Below are 18,596 nucleotides of genomic sequence, written 5' to 3' on the forward strand. Positions count from 1 at the left end.
GCGTGAATACGGCTGCAGACATAAGCGGCCGGTTCCAGCATCTACAACAGCACTGAGAGCAGAGGGAGTAGCGTGATGGCAAACGCAACAATTGGCCGAGCGCCAGCCAAGGAATTCATCTTTGAATGGGTAGGCAAAGACCGGCAGGGCAAAGAGCTGCGCGGCGAAATGCGAGCCACAGGAGAAGCACAGGTCCAGGCGTCGCTGCGCCGCCAGGGTATCTTCATGACCAAGCTGAAAAAGCGCGCCCTGCGGGCTGGCAAGAAGATCAAGCCCAAGGACATTGCCGTCTTCACGCGCCAGATGGCTACCATGATGAAGGCGGGCGTGCCCTTGCTGCAGGCCTTCGACATCGTGGGCCGCGGCAACCCCAACCCCAGCGTGACCAAGCTGCTCAACGACATCCGTCAGGATGTAGAGACCGGCACTTCACTGAGTGTGGCGTTTCGCAAGCACCCCATGTACTTCGATGCGCTGTACTGCAACCTGGTCGAAGCGGGTGAAGCCGCAGGTATTCTGGAAACCCTGATGGATCGCCTGGCCACCTATATGGAAAAGACCGAGGCCATCAAGGGCAAGATCAAATCAGCCCTGATGTACCCCACCTCGGTCGTGCTGGTGGCCTTTATTGTGGTGACGGTGATCATGATCTTTGTGATCCCTGCCTTCAAGGAAGTCTTTACCTCCTTTGGTGCCGATCTGCCCGCCCCCACCCTGCTGGTGATGTCCATCAGCGAGTTCTTTGTGGACTACTGGTGGCTGATCTTTGGCGTGCTCGGTGGAGGTTTTTACTTTTTCATGCAGGCCTGGAAGCGCAGCCCCAAGATGCAGCGCGTCATGGACCGCCTGCTGCTGAAAATGCCCATCTTTGGCGTGCTGATCGACAAATCCTGCGTGGCGCGCTGGACGCGTACGCTCTCGACCATGTTTGCCGCAGGCGTGCCCCTGGTGGAGGCACTGGACTCTGTGGGCGGCGCTTCCGGCAACAGCGTCTACAAGGAGGCCACCGACCGCATCCAGCATGAAGTAGCCACCGGCTCCAGCCTGAACGTGGCCATGGCCAATGCCAATGTCTTTCCATCCATGGTGCTGCAGATGTGCGCCATTGGCGAGGAGTCGGGTGCCATTGACCACATGCTGGGCAAGGCTGCCGACTTCTACGAACAAGAGGTCGATGAGATGGTGGCCGGGCTTTCCAGCCTGATGGAGCCCATCATCATCGTGTTTCTGGGTGGCATCATCGGCAGCATCGTGGTGGCCATGTACCTGCCTATCTTCAAATTGGGACAAGTGGTTTGATGGACGTTTTTGCACTGGGGGATATCGCCCTCGCAGCTTTGCTCGGTCTGCTGATTGGCAGTTTTTTGAACGTCGTCATCCATAGACTTCCACAGATGCTGGAGCAGCAGTGGGACGCTGAATGCGCCCAGCATGCTGCCTCCAAGGCTGGCAAGGCATACACGCCAGCAGCCCCTGCACTCACGCTGTGCAGGCCGCGCTCACGCTGCCCGCACTGTGGCCATGCCATTGTCTGGTACGAGAACATTCCCGTGCTCAGCTGGCTGGCACTGCGCGGCAAATGCCGCGGCTGCAGTCGCCGCATCAGCATTCGCTATCCACTGGTAGAGCTCGCCACCGCAGCCCTGTTTGCCTGGTGCATCCACCGCTGGGGCTTCACACCCACAGGCCTGGCCTGGTGCGGCTTCAGTGCCGCCCTGCTGACGCTGGCACTGATTGACTGGGACACCACCTATCTGCCGGACGACATCACCCTGCCGCTGGTGTGGAGCGGCCTCATCGTTACAGCCCTGCAGTGGAACAGTATTGCGCTGTCAGAAGCCCTGTGGGGGGCTGTGGCGGGCTATCTGTCACTGTGGCTGGTGTACTGGGGCTTCAAGCTGCTCACTGGCAAGGAAGGCATGGGCTATGGCGACTTCAAGCTGTTTGCAGGACTGGGGGCGTGGTTCGGCTGGCAGGCGCTGGTGCCGCTGATTTTGCTGGCCTCGGTGATTGGCGCCATCGTCGGCATTGCCATGAAGCTGCGCAGCAGCCTGCGCGAAGGTGGCTACATCCCCTTTGGCCCATTTCTGGCTGGCGGTGGCTTTGCCGTGCTGTTCTGGGGCCATGACCGCATCATGCGCACCTTGCTGCAAGGCCTGGGGATCTGAATATGCAGCGCGCTTACCGGCTGGGCCTGACGGGAGGCATTGGCAGCGGCAAAAGCACCGTGGCCCAGATCCTGGCCAGCGCGGGTGCTGCGATCATGGATGCGGATGCCATCGCGCGCAGCATTACCGCGCCCCATGGGGCCGCCATCGCCCCGATTGCTGAGGCCTTTGGACCCCAGGCCATTGGTGCAGACGGTGCACTGGACCGTGCCTACATGCGCCAGCTGGTGTTTCAGGACGCCACGGCCCGCCAGCGGCTGGAAGCCATCACCCACCCCTTGATTGCCCAGCTGACCGAGCAGCAGGCGCTACAGGCCCAGCAACGCGGCGCGCGCCTGCTGGTGTTTGATGTGCCTTTGCTGGTGGAATCTGGCCGCTGGCGCCAGCAGCTGGATGCGGTGCTGGTCGTCGATTGCGAGCCCGAAACCCAGATCCAGCGCGTCATGGCCCGCAACGGGCTGGAGCGCACTGCAGTGGAAAAAATCCTCGCGGCGCAAGCCCGTCGTCAGCAACGCATGGCAGCCGCTGACTATGTGATCTACAACGACGGCATAGATTTAGCAGCATTGCGCACAGAAGTGCTATCAATTTCGGCATGGTTGCCGCTATGATGACAACCGTGTCGCCTTTTTATGGCGGGCACGCATGTGACCCCGTACCTTTTTTGCCTGCGCCTACCGGGATACTGCCAGCGTGATCCTTTACGAGTACCCTTTCAACGAACGGCTACGCACCTACTTGCGTCTGGAACAACTCTTCCGGCGTTTGTTTGAACTCGTCTCGCGCGAATCGTCCATTGATCACCATTTCGCACTGGCCACCATGTTCGAAATCATGGACGTGGCCTCCCGTGCTGACCTCAAGTCCGACCTGCTGCGCGATCTTGATCGCAACAAAAGCATGTTCGAAAACCTGCGTGACAACCCAGCCATTGCGCAGGACATGCTGGACCACATCATCCAGCAGTTGAACCAGTGCTACAGCGCGCTGCACACCCAGACCGGCAAGACCGGCCAGCCCCTGACCGAGATTGACTGGCTGATGAGCATTCGCAGCCGTATCAGCATCCCTGGCGGCACCAGCAGCTTTGACCTGCCGGCCTACCACCGCTGGCAAAACTGCCCTGCTGAACAGCGCCATGCCGATCTGCAGCAGTGGACCCAATGCCTCAGACCGCTGGCCGATGCACTGGCGCTGCTGCTGCGCCTGCTGCGCGAAACTGGCTCGCCCCAGAAAGTGGCTGCCACCAACGGGCAATTCCAGCAGTCACTGCAGGCTGGCAAAGCCTACCAGCTGCTGCGCCTGCGCATCTCCACGGAGTCCGGCCTGATTCCTGAAATCAGCGCCAACCGGCTGATGGTGTCTGTGCGCCTGCTGCGCGCCAATGAACAGGGTGCCCTGCAAGCGACCAGTGAAAATGCGGTTTTTGAGCTCACGCTGTGCGCCTGAGCGCCGCCACATGCCAGACTTATACGCATGAGCGATTCGACCATCCACCCCACCGTGCAATGCCCGACCTGCGGCGGCCCTAGCCTGTTTGCGCCCAGCAATGCGTGGCGTCCTTTCTGCAGTCAGCGCTGCAAGAACATTGATCTGGGCGCCTGGGCTGCCGAAGCGTTTCGTGTGCCAGCCCAGCCACCACAGGACAATGAATACGGCGACCCGCGCAAGGAAGATTAAAAAACCATAGCTTTCAGCGCCCAACAAATAAGGGATTCAAATAGTTTTCTATCTGAATACCTTTGTTTTTCAGCGCTAGCAGCTCTTATTTCTGCAGTTCTTCCACCGCATACACACTGGCATCAAACGGCAGGCCGCGCTCTTCGCTGAGCCACTGCAGCACCGGCAGCGAGCCTTCCAGCACCGGACGTACCTGCAGCGGCAATTGCTGCCAGGCCATCTGCTGGCCTTCGAGCATGGCGAACTCACCCTCCCACTGCGTGATCTTGCACCAGTGCAAGCGCACCAGGGCGTGGCTGTATGCGTGCTCCGTCACCTTCCAAGGCAGGCAGTTGGTAATGGTGATGCCTAGCTCTTCCTGCAACTCGCGGCGCAGCGCCTGCTCCACGGTTTCGCCAGCTTCGAGCTTGCCGCCGGGAAACTCCCACCAGCCCGCGCGGGGCTTGCCCTCAGGGCGGCTGGTGATCAGCAGCGCGCCATCGCTTTCGCGAATCAGCACGCCCACGGCGACTTCGGTATGTTTACGTTCTGCAGGGGTAGTCACTGTCAAAAATCTGCTTTCTTAAATTTCAGCGCCGTCAGTCAGGCCTTCGACATCGGCAATGCGCTGACGCGGTGCTGCGGGGCGCTCACTGCGACCGGCATAGTCACGCGCAAACTGCTGGGCCACACGGCCGCTGCGTGAGCCGCGCTCCAAGGCCCAGACCAGCGCTTCAGGCTCCGCCGCTTTGATGGCAGCCTCGTCCAAGCCCATGGAGTGCAGCCACTGCGCCACCACGCGCAGGTATTCGTCCTGGCTGAAGGGGTAGAAGCTCACCCACAGGCCAAAGCGCTCAGACAGCGAGATTTTCTCTTCGACGACTTCGCCGGGGTGGATCTCACCATCCTTGCCCTTGGTGGTCTGCAGGTTGTCGCTCATGTACTCGGGCAGCAGATGGCGGCGGTTGCTGGTCGCATAGACCAGCACATTGGGCGTGGCAGCAGACACAGAACCATCCAGGATGGACTTCATGGCCTTGTAACCGGGCTCGCCTTCCTCAAAGCTCAGGTCGTCGCAATAGATGATGAATTTCTCAGCACGACCAGCGACCACGTCCACGATATCGGGCAGATCGGTCAGATCGGCCTTGTCCACCTCAATCAGGCGCAGCCCCTGCGGGGCATAAGCATGCAGACAGGCGCGAATCAGCGATGACTTGCCCGTGCCCCGCGCCCCCGTGAGCAGCACATTGTTGGCCGTGCGGCCCTGCACAAACTGCTCGGTATTGCGCGCGATTTTTTCTTTCTGCGCATCAATGTTCTGCAGGTCCGACAGCTGCATGGCGCCCACATGGCGCACAGGCTCCAGCACCCCGCAGCCGTTGGCGCGCTTGCGGTAGCGCCAGGCAATGGCGGCATTCCAGTCAGCGGGCGCCTGCAGCGGCTGCGGCAGCACAGATTCAATGCGTTGCATGAGCCGCTCGGCACGTTCGACCAGGCGCTCCAGAGGGTTCATCACATCTTGCACGGTAGGGTCTCCATTTTTTAATTTTGATAGCTGCTTGCGCCGATCAATGCTTGGTTTCAGATAGTTTTCTATTTGAAACGCTTATAAATCCAGCGCAAGCTGCTCTTAAAAAAGAAAGGAGCCATCAGGCCCCTCACAGCATCTCCAGCGCTGCAGAGCGCCCAGCCCGCAGGGCGGTGCAGGCGCGACGCAAGCTCGCAGACAGTGGCAGCGCCACGGCAAGAGCTTGCAACAAAGCCTGCAGGGCGTTTTGCAGCGCCACAGCCACCTATCAAGAGCGGTAGTCGGCGTTGATGGAAACATAGTCATGGCTCAGGTCGCAGGTCCACACGTTCTGCGACGCATCACCACGGCCCAGCAGCACACGCACGGTGATTTCCTGCTGCTTCATCACGCGCTGGCCATCTTCTTCCCTGTAGGAAGGATTGCGGCCGCCATCGACCACCACGTGCACATCGTCCAGGTACAGATCAATCTTGGTCTGGTCCAGGTCCGCAATGCCAGCATAGCCCACGGCAGCCAGGATGCGGCCCAGGTTGGGGTCAGAGGCAAAGAAGGCGGTCTTGACCAGGGGCGAGTGGGCAATGGAGTAAGCCACCAGACGGCATTCCTCTTCGGTCTTGCCGCCCTCCACCTTGACGGTGATGAACTTGGTAGCGCCTTCACCATCGCGCACGATGGCCTGAGCCAGCAGACGCGCCACGTCCTGCAGCGCGGCCTTCAGTGCCTGGGCTTCGGCGCCGTCCCAGTTGGTGATGACCTCATTGCCCGCCTTGTGCGTAGCAATCAGCACAAAGGAGTCGTTGGTGGAGGTGTCGCCATCAATGGTCACGCGGTTGAAGGAGCCATTAGCCAGTTCCTTGACCAGGCCCTGCAGCAACTCGGGCGCGATGGCTGCATCGGTGGCCAGATAGCCCAGCATGGTCGCCATATTCGGGCGAATCATGCCTGCACCCTTGCTGATGCCGGTGATGTGCACCGTCTTGCCACCCACTTGCACGCTGCGGCTGTAAGCCTTGGGCTGGGTGTCGGTGGTCATGATGCCTTCGGCAGCTACGGCCCAGTTGTCGGCCTTGGCGGCCGCAATGGCGGCAGGCAGACCGGCCACAATGCGGTCCACAGGCAGCTCTTCCATGATCACGCCGGTGGAGAAAGGCAGCACCTGCTGCTCGCTCACGCCCAGCTCCTTGGCCAGCGCAGCGCAGGTCTTGCGGGCATTGGCCAGACCAGCTGCGCCCGTGCCTGCATTGGCATTGCCGGTGTTGATCACCATGGCGCGGATGCCCTGGCCTGCGGCCAGATGCTCACGGCAGACTTGCACAGGTGCTGCACAGTAACGGTTCTGCGTGAACACGCCTGCGACGCTGGCGCCTTCATCCAGCAAAAACACGGTCAGGTCTTTGCGGTTGGCTTTGCGCACACCGGCTTCGGTCACACCAATACGAACACCAGCGACGGGGAACAGGTCAGCGGCGACGGGAACGGGCAAATTCACAGGCATTGCAGGGCTTCCTACAGAAAAACAGTTAGTCCCTGATTATGGAGACAAACCGCTGCGCACAATGAAAAACACGGGCATGCAGCCCGTGTTGTTTGTGGATGTAGGCATCAACGCCTGCAGAAGTCCATCAAGCCAGTTTGCCGTGGCAATTCTTGAACTTCTGGCCGCTACCGCAGGGGCATGGATCGTTGCGGCCCACACGCACGCCGGCTGGCAGCTCAAAACGGTCGGTCTTGTCACCATCGGCGCTGGCGTACTGCATACCCTGCTGGGCGCTTTCCGCATGCTCTTCAATATTTTGTGCCACCTGCTCCAGCTGCTCAGGCTGCTGGATGCGCACGGTCAGCAGCACGCGGGTCACTTCATTCTTGACCTGGTCGATCAGCTGGCGGAACAGCTCAAACGCCTCGCGCTTGTATTCCTGCTTGGGCTGCTTCTGTGCAAAGCCGCGCAGGTGGATACCCTGGCGCAGATAGTCCAGCGCTGCTAGGTGGTCGCGCCAGTTGGTGTCAAAGCTTTGCAGCAGCACGGCGCGCTGGAAGTTCATGAACTGGTCCTTGCCGACCAGATCCAGCTTGCCCTGATAGACATCGTTGGCAGCCTTCACGCAGGCTTCCAGGATCTCTTCGTCGGTGATGCTTTCCGAATCCTTGACCATGCCTTGCAGGTCGATGTGCACCTGCCACTCTGCCAGCGCTTTTTCCAGCGCAGGCAGGTTCCACTGCTCTTCCATGGACTCGGCAGGCACATACATGCGCACCATGTCTGCCACACAATCTTCGCGCATGGCGTTGATCATGTCGGTCAGGTCTTCGGTGTCCAGAATGTCGTTGCGCTGCTGGTAGATCACCTTGCGCTGGTCATTGGCCACGTCGTCGTATTCGAGCAGCTGCTTGCGCATGTCGAAGTTGCGTGCTTCCACCTTGCGCTGTGCAGACTCGATGGAGCGGGTCACGATACCTGCTTCGATGGCTTCACCCTCAGGCATCTTCAGGCGGTCCATGATGGCACGCACGCGGTCACCCGCGAAGATGCGCATCAGCTGGTCATCCAGACTCAGATAGAAGCGCGAAGAGCCGGGGTCACCCTGGCGGCCCGAACGACCACGCAACTGGTTGTCGATACGGCGCGATTCATGGCGCTCGGTAGCGATGATGCGCAGGCCGCCCAGCGCCTTGACCTCTTCGTGGTCCTTGTGCCACTGCGCACGCAGCTCGGCAATCTTGGCCTGCTTGGTGGCATCGTCCAGCTCAGGGTTGGCGGCGATTTCCGCTTCCTGCTTGCTGATGTTGCCACCCAGCACAATGTCGGTACCACGGCCAGCCATATTGGTGGCGATGGTGATCATGCCCTTGCGACCGGCCTGGGCGATGATGTCAGCTTCCTTGGCGTGCTGCTTGGCGTTCAGCACCTGGTGGGGCAGCTTGGCAGCCGTGAGCAGCTGGTCAATGATTTCCGAGTTCTCGATCGAGGTCGTACCCACCAGCACAGGCTGGCCGCGCTCGTAGCATTCGCGAATGTCTTCGATGGCGGCGTTGTACTTTTCCTGCGTGGTCTTGTAGACGCGGTCCAGCTGGTCCACACGCTTGCTGGGCTTGTTCGGAGGAATCACCACGGTTTCCAGGCCATAGATGCTCTGGAATTCGTAAGCTTCGGTGTCAGCCGTACCCGTCATACCCGCCAGCTTGCTGTAGAGGCGGAAGTAGTTCTGGAAGGTGATCGAGGCCATGGTCTGGTTCTCGGCCTGAATGGCCACACCTTCCTTGGCTTCCACGGCCTGGTGCAGACCATCGCTCCAGCGGCGGCCACTCATCAGACGGCCGGTGAACTCGTCCACGATGGTGACTTCACCGTTTTGCACCACATAGTGCTGGTCACGGTGATAGATATGGTGGGCGCGCAGTGCAGCGTACAGGTGGTGCACCAGCGCAATGTTCGAAGGGTCGTACAGCGAAGCGCCTTCTGGCAGCAGGCCCGCTTCCATCAAAATGCGCTCTGCCTTTTCGTGACCTTCTTCGGTCAGGAACACCTGGTGGCTCTTTTCGTCCACGGTGAAGTCACCGGGCTTGGTCACACCTTCGCCCGTGCGGGGGTCTGCCTCGCCTTCCTGACGCACCAGTTGCGGAGCCAGCTTGTTGATGACCTGGTACATGGCCGTGTTGTCTTCGGCAGGACCAGAGATGATCAGAGGCGTACGCGCTTCGTCGATCAGGATGGAGTCCACCTCGTCGACGATGGCAAAGTTCAGACCACGCTGCACACGATCGGCCTTGTCATAGACCATGTTGTCACGCAGGTAGTCGAAGCCGTATTCGTTATTCGTGCCGTAGGTAATGTCAGCCAGATAGGCCAGCTGCTTGTCTTCGCGTGGCGCCTGGGGCAGGTTCACCCCCACGGACAGGCCCAGGAAGTTATAGAGCGGACGCATGGTTTCCGCGTCGCGGCTGGCCAGGTAGTCGTTCACCGTCACCACATGCACGCCATTGCCAGTCAGTGCGTTCAGGTAGACGGGCAGGGTCGAGGTCAGCGTCTTGCCTTCACCAGTGCGCATTTCGGCAATCTTGCCGTGGTGCAGCGCCATACCACCGAGCAGCTGCACATCAAAGTGGCGCATCTTCATGACACGCTTGGAGGCCTCACGCACTACAGCAAAGGCTTCGGGCAAGAGATCATCCAGCGCTTCACCCTTGGCCAGACGGTCTTTGAATTCTTGGGTTTTGGCCCGCAAAGCCTGGTCATCGAGCTTTTCCAGCTCTGGCTCCATCGCATTGATACGAGCCACCGTCTTGCGGTACTGCTTGAGAAGCCGGTCATTGCGGCTGCCGAAAAGTTTGGTGAGAAAGTTGACCATGCGAACGGAAGCCACTGAGCAGCGCTGCAAACAGCAGCACCGGCAGCGGCCAAATCCCTAATGTAGAGTTGTCATGCAGATGGGCTCATTCAGCGACAAAACAAGAGCCTCATGCACTGAAAGCCAAAAATTGATTCTAACTGCCGCTTGCGCTTTAGCTCCAGTCTCCTGCAGACAGCCCGTGCACGCACAGCATGATGTGCTGATAATGCACAAATCCTGACACCTGATCTGCCATGCATTCGCGCCGCCATATCGCTATTTCTCTGGAACAAGCCGCACACACCTCACCCATGCTGTCGTCATTGGTAAAGCAGGCACAAGACGCCAATGCGCGCCTGAAGTGCATTGCCCCACTGCTGCCTCCGGGCCTGCGGCCGCACGTGCAACCCGGCCCGCTGGAAGGTGACGTCTGGTGCCTGATCGTGAAAAACAGCGCTGCGGCCAGCAAGTTGCGCCACCTGCTGCCGGGGCTGGAGGCGCATCTGCGCAACAAGGGCTGGAACGTGAACCGCATTCAGATCAAGATCTTGAATGCGTCACCCTGGCAAAGCCCCATGTGAGCCTGGGTACAGACGAAAAAAAAGACCCTGATGGGTCTTTACATAACTGAAGAAATGGTGCCGGTTGTCGGATTCGAACTGACGACCTACCGCTTACAAGGCGGGTGCTCTACCAACTGAGCTAAACCGGCTATCCACAGCGCAGCGTGAATTGCTACCGGGATAAGGATGCCGCAAAGCATCCTGAATTGGTGCCGGTTGTCGGATTCGAACTGACGACCTACCGCTTACAAGGCGGGTGCTCTACCAACTGAGCTAAACCGGCGAAAGCTGAAATTCTAATACAAGTTTTGCGCTTGCAGAAAAATTCAGGACTTTATTTCACACGTTTGAGTGCGGGGCGTTTGCCACCCGCAGCAGGCGCTGGTGGCGAAGGAGGCTCGTCGCCATCCGAAGGCTTGCTGCTGGCGCTGACCAGCTGCACCACGGGTGTGCTCGCTGCAGGCTCCTGCTCTGGTGCAGCCTCATCCTCTGCTTCAGCAGCGGCAAGAGCCGCCGCGTCATCTGCCAGCTCTGCCAGCAAATCGTCAATCACGGGGAAAGACATGCCTTGCCCGGTCTCACGCGCATAAATGGCCTGCACGCGCTCAACGGGCACCATGATGTCATGGGGTCTGCCACCAAAACGGGCCTTGAATTCAATATATTCATTGCCCAGCTGCAGACTGCCCGTAGCGTCATAGCTGACGTTGAGCACGATTTCCCCGCCATTGACGTATTCACGCGGCACTTGCACCGAGCGATCCACTTTGACAGCCAGATAAGGCGTAAAGCCGTTATCCGTACACCACTCATGAATGGCACGAATGAGGTATGGCCGTGTAGAGGAGGCAGAAGACTCGGTCATGAACAAATTCCAGCAAACAGCAAACGCAGGGGGAAACACAAAAGCACAAGAATTACTTGCGCATCACCTTCTCGGAAGGTGTCAGGGCTTCAATGTAGGCAGGGCGCGAGAAGATGCGCTCGGCGTACTTGAGCAAGGGCGCAGCGTTCTTGCTCAGCTCAATGCCGTAGTAGTCCAGACGCCACAGCAGGGGAGCAATCGCCACGTCGAGCATGGAGAAGCCTTCGCCCAGCATGTACTTGTTCTTCAGGAACACAGGAGCCAGCTGGGTCAGACGGTCACGGATGTGCTGACGTGCCTTTTCCACTTCCTTTTCGTTGCCCTTGACATTGCGCTGCTCCAGCGTGTTCACGTGCACGAACAGTTCTTTTTCAAAGTTCAGCAGGAACAGACGCACACGCGCACGATCCACAGGGTCACCAGGCATCAGCTGGGGATGGGGGAAGCGCTCATCAATGTACTCATTGATGATGTTCGATTCATACAGAATCAGGTCACGTTCAACCAGGATGGGAACTTGACCGTAGGGGTTCATCGCCGCGATCTCTTCGGGCTTGTTGTACAAGTCCACATCGCGAATCTCGAAGTCCATTCCCTTCTCGAACAGCACAAAGCGGCAACGGTGGGAATAAGGGCAAGTCGTTCCCGAATAAAGCACCATCATGGCGGAAGCTCCTAAAAATCAAAAAGAGTGGGACGCCTGAAAGCGCCCACTCTGCTACGACCGAACTGCCTCACACCCAGGGTACGAGGCAGCACAGACTGTCTAATTATTTAACGTCTTTCCAGAACGCGGCGTTCAGTCTCCAGGTGATCAAGATAAAGATACCCAAGAAGATCAGGACACCGATACCCACGCGGATGCGGGTATTTTGGGCTGGTTCACCCATCCATTGTAGGAAGTTCACCAAGTCCCCTACAGCCTGATCGTACTCTTGTGGGGTCATTGTTCCCGGAGTAACGGTTTCCCAGCCCTTGAATACCTGGGTGTTTTGACCATCTACCACCACATCTTCAAAGATGGCGCTGCGTGCACCCTGCAGCTCCCACAGCACATGGGGCATGCCCACCGAAGGGAAGACCAGGTTGTTCCAGCCCGTGGGCTTGGTGGAGTCCAGATAGAAGGTACGCAGGAAGGTGTAGATGTAATCTGCACCCGAGCCATCGTGGCTGGCACGAGAGCGCGCAATCACCGTCAGATCAGGTGGGTTGGCACCAAACCAGGCTGCTGCCTGCTTGGGATCAATCGCAGCCACCATGGTGTCACCCACTTTTTCTGTGGTGAACAGCAGGTTGTCCTTGATTTCCTGATCACTCAGTCCAATGTCCTTCAAGCGGTTGTAGCGCATGAAAGCTGCCGAGTGACACCCCAGGCAGTAGTTCACGAACAGCTTGGCACCGTTTTGCAGCGATGCCTGGTTCGTCACATCCACTGGAGCCTTGTCCAGTGGCACCAGGCCACCGCCTGCGGCATGTGCACCACCCACAATGCCAAGCGCGGCAATCAGCGTGAGAAACAGCTTTTTCATTGTTCTTATCTCCTAGCTCAGTGGTGTGGCTTGAAAGTCACGCGATCAGGAACAGGCTTGGGTGTACCCAGCTGGCTCCACCAGGGCATCAGCAGGAAGAAGCCGAAGTAGAACAAGGTGCCCACCTGCGAAACGCGCTCACCCATGGGGGATGGCGGCTGCACACCCAGATACGCCAGGATCACGAAGTTGATCACGAACACGGCATACACATACTTGTGCCATGAGGGACGGTAGCGAATGGACTTCACAGGGCTGCAGTCCAGCCATGGCAGCGCAAACAGAATCACCACGGCGCCGCCCATCACAACCACACCCCAGAACTTGGCATCGATGCTCAGCATCAGCACCACAGCGACGGCCGCAGCCACAACCGCCACCAGCTTGAACAGGCCTGCCATCTTGGACTTGAAGAGAGCCAGCAGCGCAGCCAGCACCACGCAGCCCACCAGCACATACATCATCTCGGCAGTAATCGCACGCAGCATGGAGTAAAACGGCGTGAAATACCACACGGGAGCGATGTGCGCAGGCGTCTTCAGCGGGTCAGCGGGGATGAAGTTGTTGTACTCCAGGAAGTACCCACCGAACTCTGGCGCGAAGAACACCACCGCCGAGAACAGGAACAGGAACACAGCCACGCCAAAGATGTCGTGCACGGTGTAGTAGGGATGGAAAGGCACGCCGTCCAGCGGATTGCCATTGGCATCCTTGGGTGCATTGGGAGCCTTGATCTCGATACCGTCAGGGTTGTTCGAGCCCACATCGTGCAGCGCCAGTAAGTGCGCCACCACCAGACCCAGCAACACCAGCGGCACGGCAATCACGTGGAAGCTGAAAAAGCGGTTCAGCGTTGCATCACCGACCACATAGTCACCACGAATCAAGATCGCCAGGTCAGGGCCGATCACGGGTACTGCAGCAAACAGGTTCACGATCACCTGCGCGCCCCAGTAAGACATCTGGCCCCATGGCAGCAGGTAGCCCATGAAGGCTTCAGCCATCAGCGCCAGGAAGATGGCGCAGCCGAAGATCCAGACCAGCTCGCGTGGCTTGCGGTAGGAGCCATAGAGCAGACCACGGAACATGTGCAGATAGACCACCACAAAGAAGGCCGATGCACCGGTGGAGTGCATATAGCGAATCAGCCAGCCCCATGGCACATCACGCATGATGTATTCCACAGACGCAAAGGCTTTTTCAGCGTCAGGCTTGTAGTGCATGACCAGGAAGATCCCGGTCACGATCTGGATCACCAGCACCAGCAGTGCCAGCGAACCAAAGATGTACCAGAAGTTGAAGTTCTTTGGAGCGTAGTACTCCGACATATGCATCTTGTAGCCTGCAAATGCCGAAGGAAAACGATTTTCAAACCAGTTCTTGACCTTCGCACCGGTCGCGGCGTTCGGGTCGATCTCTTTGAATTCGTGGGCCATGTCGTTCTAACTCCATCAAGCCTTGTCGTCGCCAATCAGAAGTGTGTTCTCTGACAGGAACTTATAAGGAGGCACTTCCAGGTTGTCGGGTGCTGGCTTGTTCTTGAAGACACGGCCAGCCATGTCAAAAGTAGAGCCGTGGCATGGGCACAGGAAGCCGCCCTTCCAGTCTGCAGGCAGCGAAGGCTGGGCGCCGGTAGCGAACTTATCCACAGGCGAGCATCCCAGGTGCGTGCAAATCCCCACTGCAACAAACACCTCGGGCTTGATGGAACGCCATGTATTGCGTGCGTAAGGAGGCGTGAGCTGATCCTGGTTACGCAGCGATTCGGGGTCTGCCAGCTGGCTGTCCAGCTCGGGCAGCTCCGCGAGCTGTTCCGGTGTGCGCTTCAAGATCCACACAGGCTTGCCACGCCATTCCACGGTCAGCTTTTCGCCTGGAGCCAGCGCGGAGATATCCACTTCCACTGCAGCCCCTGCGGCCTTGGCCTTTTCAGAAGGCTGGAAAGTACTCACAAAAGGCACTGCAACCGCTGCGCCGCCTACTGCGCCAGCGCAGGCAGACGTGATGATCCACGTCCGCTTGCTGGAGTCGACAGGTGTATCGCTCATGGGGATCCTCGATAAAACATCGCTAGGTATAAGGTCAATCGAGAAATTGTAGCTTGTCGAAAAATTGGAATCCAAGCACCTATCCTCCCCCCTTCTTGCGTTAAATCATGCAATATGACTTATCTCAATCAAACAGGAGATTCGCATGTCTATGCTGCAGGAGTTTCGTGAGTTTGCCGTCAAGGGCAACGTGATCGATCTGGCCGTCGGCGTGATCATCGGCGGGGCCTTCGGGAAGATCGTCGATTCCGTGGTGAAGGACCTGATCATGCCGCTGGTAGGGCTGGTGTTCGGCAAGCTGGACTTCTCCAACCTGTTCATCGTGCTGGGCAGTGTTCCCGAAGGAACGCCGCGCACGCTGTCTGCCCTGCAGGAAGCGGGGGTGCCTGTGCTGGCCTATGGCAACTTCATCACCGTAGCTGTGAATTTTGTGATTCTGGCTTTCATCATTTTTGTGATGATCAAGCAGATCAACCGCCTCAAGCGCGAGACACCGCCCCCTGCTCCCGCACCTGAAGTGACGCCTGAAGAAGTCCTGCTGCTGCGCGAAATCCGCGATCAGCTGCGCCGCTGAAGGCGCATGCTTCGCGCTAGGAAACTTAAGCCTGCACCCTCGCTCTGGCTGAGAGCTTTTGTGCCATGCGCACAGCCTCCAGCAGACTGGAAGCATCGGCCACGCCCTGCCCCGCGATGTCAAAGGCCGTGCCGTGGTCCGGGCTGGTGCGCACCAGAGGCAGGCCAAGTGTCACATTTACGCCACTTTCCACGCCCAGATATTTGATGGGTATCAAGCCCTGGTCGTGGTACATGGCCAACACCACATCAAACTCGCCGGGGTGACCGGGCACATTGCGGGCCCGCATGAATACGGTGTCGGGCGCAAACGGCCCCTGTGCATCAATGCCCTGCGCGCGGGCAGCAGCGATGGCAGGCGCAATGATGTCTATCTCTTCCGAGCCAAACAGGCCGCCCTCACCCGCATGGGGGTTGAGCCCCGCCACACCAATGCGTGGCGCACGGCCCAGCATGCGCTGCAGTGCGGCATGGGTGATCTGCAGGGTCTGCAGGATGTTGTCCAAGGTCACGGCTTCCAGCGCCTTGCGCAGCGAGACATGGATGCTCACCAGCACGGTGCACAGCTCATCATTGGCCAGCATCATGCGCACCGGCATCTCGCTCATGGCGACGCCTGCATGCTGCGCAGCTTCTGCCTGCAGCAGTTCGGTATGGCCAGGGTAGGTCACACCACCGGCATGCAGTGCTTCCTTGTGCAGCGGCGCGGTCACCAGAGCGGCAATCTCACCACGCAGGGCGGCACGCGCCGCCCATTGCACGCAGGCTGCGGCGGCGGCACCTGCGCTGTCCGTGATCTGCCCCCAGGGTGCAGGAGGCGGCATGTCCGGCAGCTCCAGCACGGGGATGCAGCGCGGCGGCACCTGCCATGCCTCATCCGGGCTGGCAATCACAGCCACAGGCAGCGAGGTTTCGCCAGCCACGGCAATGGCCTGCGCACCACGGCGCATGGTGGCCACATCCCCCACGACAAAACAGCCATGCAGCAGCGCAGGCTGTTCACGAAACACCTTGGCAATGATTTCCGGGCCAATGCCCGCAGAATCTCCTTGCGTGATGGCAATGGCTTTGTTTTTATGCATGAAATTGACCTATAACGCTGATGCAGCAAGCGCTGAAAGCTATGAAATTTATGCTGGATTATCGATCTCGATAAACCGGTGGCTCAGCCCCAGTTGCTGCGCCACATGGGCAGCCACGGCAGGCGCGCCATAGCGCTCGGTGGCATGGTGGCCCGCGGCAATAAAGGTGGTGCCGGTCTCACGTGCCAGATGGGCCTGGGGCTCGGAGATTTCACCCGTGATATAGGCATCAGCCCCTGCGGCCAGCGCGCTTTCAAAGAAGCCCTGCGCGCCACCCGTGCACCAGGCCAGACGGCGTATGGGCTTGTCCTGCGCACCGCTGACGCAGGTCACGGCACGGCCCAGCACCTGCTGCACATGGTCTGCCAGGGCAGCAGGACTGGCAAAACTGGCATCACCCACCATGCCCAGCGCCTGCTCGCCAAAGGTGCTGCCCCACTGTACGCCGAGCTTGGCGCCCAGCTGCGCGTTGTTGCCCAGCTCGGGGTGGGCATCGAGCGGCAGGTGGTAGGCGAACAGATTGATGTCATGCGCCAGCAGCAGACGGATGCGTTCCTTCATCCAGCCCGTGATGCGGCCATCCATGCCTTTCCAGAACAGGCCGTGGTGCACAAAGATGGCATCGGCCTTGTCGGCAATGGCGGCTTCAATCAGGGCACGGCTGGCCGTCACGCCGCTGACGATATGGCGAATCTCGGCCTTGCCTTCGACCTGCAGGCCGTTGGGGCCGTAGTCCTTGAAGCGCTCGGGCTGGAGCAAGGCATCGAAATGGGAGAGAAGGTCTTGTCGCTGGATCATGGCGTCGATTGTGCCAAGCGTTCAGGAAGCACGAGTGCAGCAGGCCATAAAAAAGGGCAGCCGAAGCTGCCCTGATCTGCATCGCAAGCGAAGGCGCTATCAGGCCTTGACCTTGGGCTGCCAGCCCTTGGAAGCGATAGGCCAGAACAGGCCGATGGCAGCACCCAGGATACCCATGGCTGCCACGTAGTGGGCAGGGGCCATGATGTCCACCTGCTGCCAGCTGGCCACCAGCAAGGGGGTCAGGCCACCGAAGACGGCGTAGGCCATGTTGTAGGCGAAAGACAGGCCGGTAAAGCGCACCGCCACAGGGAAGGCACGCACACCCACTACAGGCAGCAGCGAGATGGAACCCACAAAGAAGCCCACCAGCGCATAGCGCAGCACCAGGGTCGATTCACCAGGCAGGTTCAGATAGAAGATATAGGCGGTCACCGTCATGCCACCCCAGCCGAACAGCATGGTCAGCTTGGTGCCGATCTTGTCAGACAGCCAGCCCCAGAAGATGCAGCCAATGGTCAGAGTCACGGTCGCCACTGCGTTGGCCATCATGGCTTCGGCGGGAGCGATATGGAACACCTTCTGCAGGTAGGCAGGCGCCATCAGCACCACCACCACCACGCCTGTCGAGAGCACCCAGGTCATCAGCGCCACCAGCCAGCTGGCTTCCTTGTGGTCACGCAAGATGGTTTTCAAGGGCAGTTCTGCATCCGCAGCCTTGCGCTTTTGCATATCCTGGAACAGAGGCGTTTCATGCAGGAAGCGGCGCAGATACACCGACACCAGGCCAAACACACCACCCAGAATAAAAGGAATGCGCCATGCCCAGTCATGGATTTCTGCCTGGCTGTAGGTGCTGTTGAGCCACACACCAAAGATGGAGCCCAGGAAAATGCCGCCAGTAATGCCGGAAGTCAGCGTACCAATGGCCAGGCCATAGTGCTTGGCAGGCGAGTGCTCGGCAACGAACACCCAGGCACCAGGCATTTCACCGCCAATCGCAGCGCCTTGCAGCACGCGCATCAGCAGCAGCAGCAAGGGCGCGGCCAGGCCAATGGTTTCATAGGTAGGCAGCAGGCCAATGACCAGTGTGGGCACCGCCATCAGAAAGATGGACAGCGAGAACATCTTCTTGCGGCCAATCTTGTCGCCATAGTGCGCAATGATGATGCCGCCCAGGGGGCGTGCCAGATAGCCAGCCGCGAAAATGCCCAGCGTCTGCAGCTGGCGCATCCATTCCGGCATGTCAGCCGGGAAAAACAGCGCGCCAATGACGTTGGCAAAGAAAACGAAAACGACGAAGTCGTAGAACTCCAGCGTGCCGCCCAGTGCGGACAGGCTCAAGGTCTTGTAATCGTCACGGTTCAAGGGACGATGGTGGGCGCCGCCAGCCACTTGATGGGCTTGGGCGTTGGGATGCTTACTCATGGGGTTGTCTTTCCAGTTCAA

General features: G+C 59.2%; 19 protein-coding genes and 2 tRNA genes. 7 read left to right on the forward strand and 14 right to left on the reverse strand.

Features of this window, described 5'->3' with window-relative positions:
- Positions 1-75: 75 nt before the first annotated feature.
- The 5 genes from F7P80_RS01990 (at position 76) to F7P80_RS02010 (ending at position 3,848) form a co-directional block, all read left to right on the forward strand.
- Positions 76-1,299 carry a type II secretion system F family protein gene (locus tag F7P80_RS01990; RefSeq protein WP_054067379.1) on the forward strand — a complete coding sequence of 408 codons (1,224 nt, stop codon included), beginning with the start codon at positions 76-78 and terminating at the stop codon, positions 1,297-1,299.
- The gene (locus tag F7P80_RS01995) at positions 1,299-2,168 is read left to right on the forward strand and encodes a prepilin peptidase (protein ID WP_151042367.1); all 870 of its coding nucleotides are present in this window, start codon (positions 1,299-1,301) and stop codon (positions 2,166-2,168) included. Before F7P80_RS01990 ends, F7P80_RS01995 begins: the two co-directional genes overlap by 1 nt.
- A 2-nt stretch (positions 2,169-2,170) precedes the next feature.
- Positions 2,171-2,779, forward strand: coding sequence for a dephospho-CoA kinase (gene coaE, locus F7P80_RS02000; protein ID WP_058880035.1), 609 nt, complete (start codon positions 2,171-2,173; stop codon positions 2,777-2,779).
- A gap of 82 nt (positions 2,780-2,861) precedes the next feature.
- Positions 2,862-3,617, forward strand: a complete 756-nt coding sequence (gene zapD, locus F7P80_RS02005; RefSeq protein ID WP_151042369.1) for a cell division protein ZapD — start codon at positions 2,862-2,864, stop codon at positions 3,615-3,617.
- Between the two features lie 27 nt (positions 3,618-3,644).
- Positions 3,645-3,848 carry a DNA gyrase inhibitor YacG gene (locus F7P80_RS02010; RefSeq protein WP_054067375.1) on the forward strand — a complete coding sequence of 68 codons (204 nt, stop codon included), beginning with the start codon at positions 3,645-3,647 and terminating at the stop codon, positions 3,846-3,848.
- An 85-nt stretch (positions 3,849-3,933) separates the two neighbouring features.
- Here the strand turns inward: F7P80_RS02010 and F7P80_RS02015 are convergent, their stop codons facing one another.
- From F7P80_RS02015 to secA, 4 genes are all read right to left on the reverse strand, one after another.
- Positions 3,934-4,398: an NUDIX domain-containing protein gene (locus F7P80_RS02015; RefSeq protein ID WP_151042371.1), complete on the reverse strand. Its 465-nt coding sequence runs from the start codon at positions 4,396-4,398 to the stop codon at positions 3,934-3,936.
- Between the two features lie 12 nt (positions 4,399-4,410).
- Positions 4,411-5,343 carry an ATP-binding protein gene (locus F7P80_RS02020; protein ID WP_151042671.1) on the reverse strand — a complete coding sequence of 311 codons (933 nt, stop codon included), beginning with the start codon at positions 5,341-5,343 and terminating at the stop codon, positions 4,411-4,413.
- Positions 5,344-5,626: 283 nt separating this feature from the next.
- On the reverse strand, positions 5,627-6,856 hold the full coding sequence (gene argJ, locus F7P80_RS02025; protein ID WP_151042373.1) for a bifunctional glutamate N-acetyltransferase/amino-acid acetyltransferase ArgJ: 1,230 nt from the start codon (positions 6,854-6,856) through the stop codon (positions 5,627-5,629).
- A 127-nt stretch (positions 6,857-6,983) separates the two neighbouring features.
- Entirely contained in the window at positions 6,984-9,707 is a 2,724-nt protein-coding gene (gene secA / locus F7P80_RS02030; protein WP_054067371.1) for a preprotein translocase subunit SecA, read from the reverse strand.
- Positions 9,708-9,943: 236 nt separating this feature from the next.
- Here secA and F7P80_RS02035 point away from each other — a divergent pair, with 236 nt between their 5' ends.
- The gene (locus F7P80_RS02035; RefSeq protein WP_054067370.1) at positions 9,944-10,270 is read left to right on the forward strand and encodes a DciA family protein; all 327 of its coding nucleotides are present in this window, start codon (positions 9,944-9,946) and stop codon (positions 10,268-10,270) included.
- A gap of 55 nt (positions 10,271-10,325) precedes the next feature.
- On the opposite strand, the gene F7P80_RS02040 is transcribed toward F7P80_RS02035, so the two are convergent.
- The 7 genes from F7P80_RS02040 to petA all read right to left on the reverse strand — a co-directional run bounded on the left by F7P80_RS02040 (position 10,326) and on the right by petA (position 14,694).
- A tRNA-Thr gene (locus F7P80_RS02040) sits at positions 10,326-10,401 on the reverse strand.
- Positions 10,402-10,459: 58 nt separating this feature from the next.
- Positions 10,460-10,535 (reverse strand) — tRNA-Thr (locus F7P80_RS02045).
- 51 nt (positions 10,536-10,586) lie between these two features.
- On the reverse strand, positions 10,587-11,117 hold the full coding sequence (locus tag F7P80_RS02050; protein WP_151042375.1) for a ClpXP protease specificity-enhancing factor: 531 nt from the start codon (positions 11,115-11,117) through the stop codon (positions 10,587-10,589).
- Between the two features lie 52 nt (positions 11,118-11,169).
- The gene (locus F7P80_RS02055; protein WP_054067369.1) at positions 11,170-11,781 is read right to left on the reverse strand and encodes a glutathione S-transferase N-terminal domain-containing protein; all 612 of its coding nucleotides are present in this window, start codon (positions 11,779-11,781) and stop codon (positions 11,170-11,172) included.
- 106 nt (positions 11,782-11,887) lie between these two features.
- A complete protein-coding gene (locus tag F7P80_RS02060) occupies positions 11,888-12,646 on the reverse strand; it encodes a cytochrome c1 (RefSeq protein WP_151042377.1) in 759 nt (252 codons plus the stop codon).
- 17 nt (positions 12,647-12,663) lie between these two features.
- Entirely contained in the window at positions 12,664-14,082 is a 1,419-nt protein-coding gene (locus F7P80_RS02065) for a cytochrome b (RefSeq protein WP_151042379.1), read from the reverse strand.
- Positions 14,083-14,097: 15 nt separating this feature from the next.
- Positions 14,098-14,694: a ubiquinol-cytochrome c reductase iron-sulfur subunit gene (gene petA, locus F7P80_RS02070; protein WP_054067366.1), complete on the reverse strand. Its 597-nt coding sequence runs from the start codon at positions 14,692-14,694 to the stop codon at positions 14,098-14,100.
- 145 nt (positions 14,695-14,839) lie between these two features.
- On the opposite strand from petA, the gene mscL reads away from it, so the two are divergent.
- Positions 14,840-15,268: a large conductance mechanosensitive channel protein MscL gene (gene mscL, locus F7P80_RS02075; RefSeq protein ID WP_151042381.1), complete on the forward strand. Its 429-nt coding sequence runs from the start codon at positions 14,840-14,842 to the stop codon at positions 15,266-15,268.
- Between the two features lie 25 nt (positions 15,269-15,293).
- Here mscL and pdxA read toward each other — a convergent pair whose 3' ends face one another.
- The 3 genes from pdxA to F7P80_RS02090 all read right to left on the reverse strand — a co-directional run bounded on the left by pdxA (position 15,294) and on the right by F7P80_RS02090 (position 18,575).
- Positions 15,294-16,349 (reverse strand): 4-hydroxythreonine-4-phosphate dehydrogenase PdxA, encoded by a 1,056-nt coding sequence (gene pdxA / locus F7P80_RS02080; protein WP_151042383.1) that lies wholly within the window; start codon positions 16,347-16,349, stop codon positions 15,294-15,296.
- Between the two features lie 48 nt (positions 16,350-16,397).
- Positions 16,398-17,147 (reverse strand): Nif3-like dinuclear metal center hexameric protein, encoded by a 750-nt coding sequence (locus F7P80_RS02085; protein WP_151042385.1) that lies wholly within the window; start codon positions 17,145-17,147, stop codon positions 16,398-16,400.
- Positions 17,148-17,246: 99 nt separating this feature from the next.
- Positions 17,247-18,575, reverse strand: a complete 1,329-nt coding sequence (locus F7P80_RS02090; protein WP_054067417.1) for an MFS transporter — start codon at positions 18,573-18,575, stop codon at positions 17,247-17,249.
- Positions 18,576-18,596: the final 21 nt, after the last annotated feature.

It is taken from the genome of Comamonas kerstersii (assembly GCF_008801935.1).
GTDB classification, from domain to species: Bacteria; Pseudomonadota; Gammaproteobacteria; order Burkholderiales; family Burkholderiaceae_C; genus Comamonas; species Comamonas kerstersii.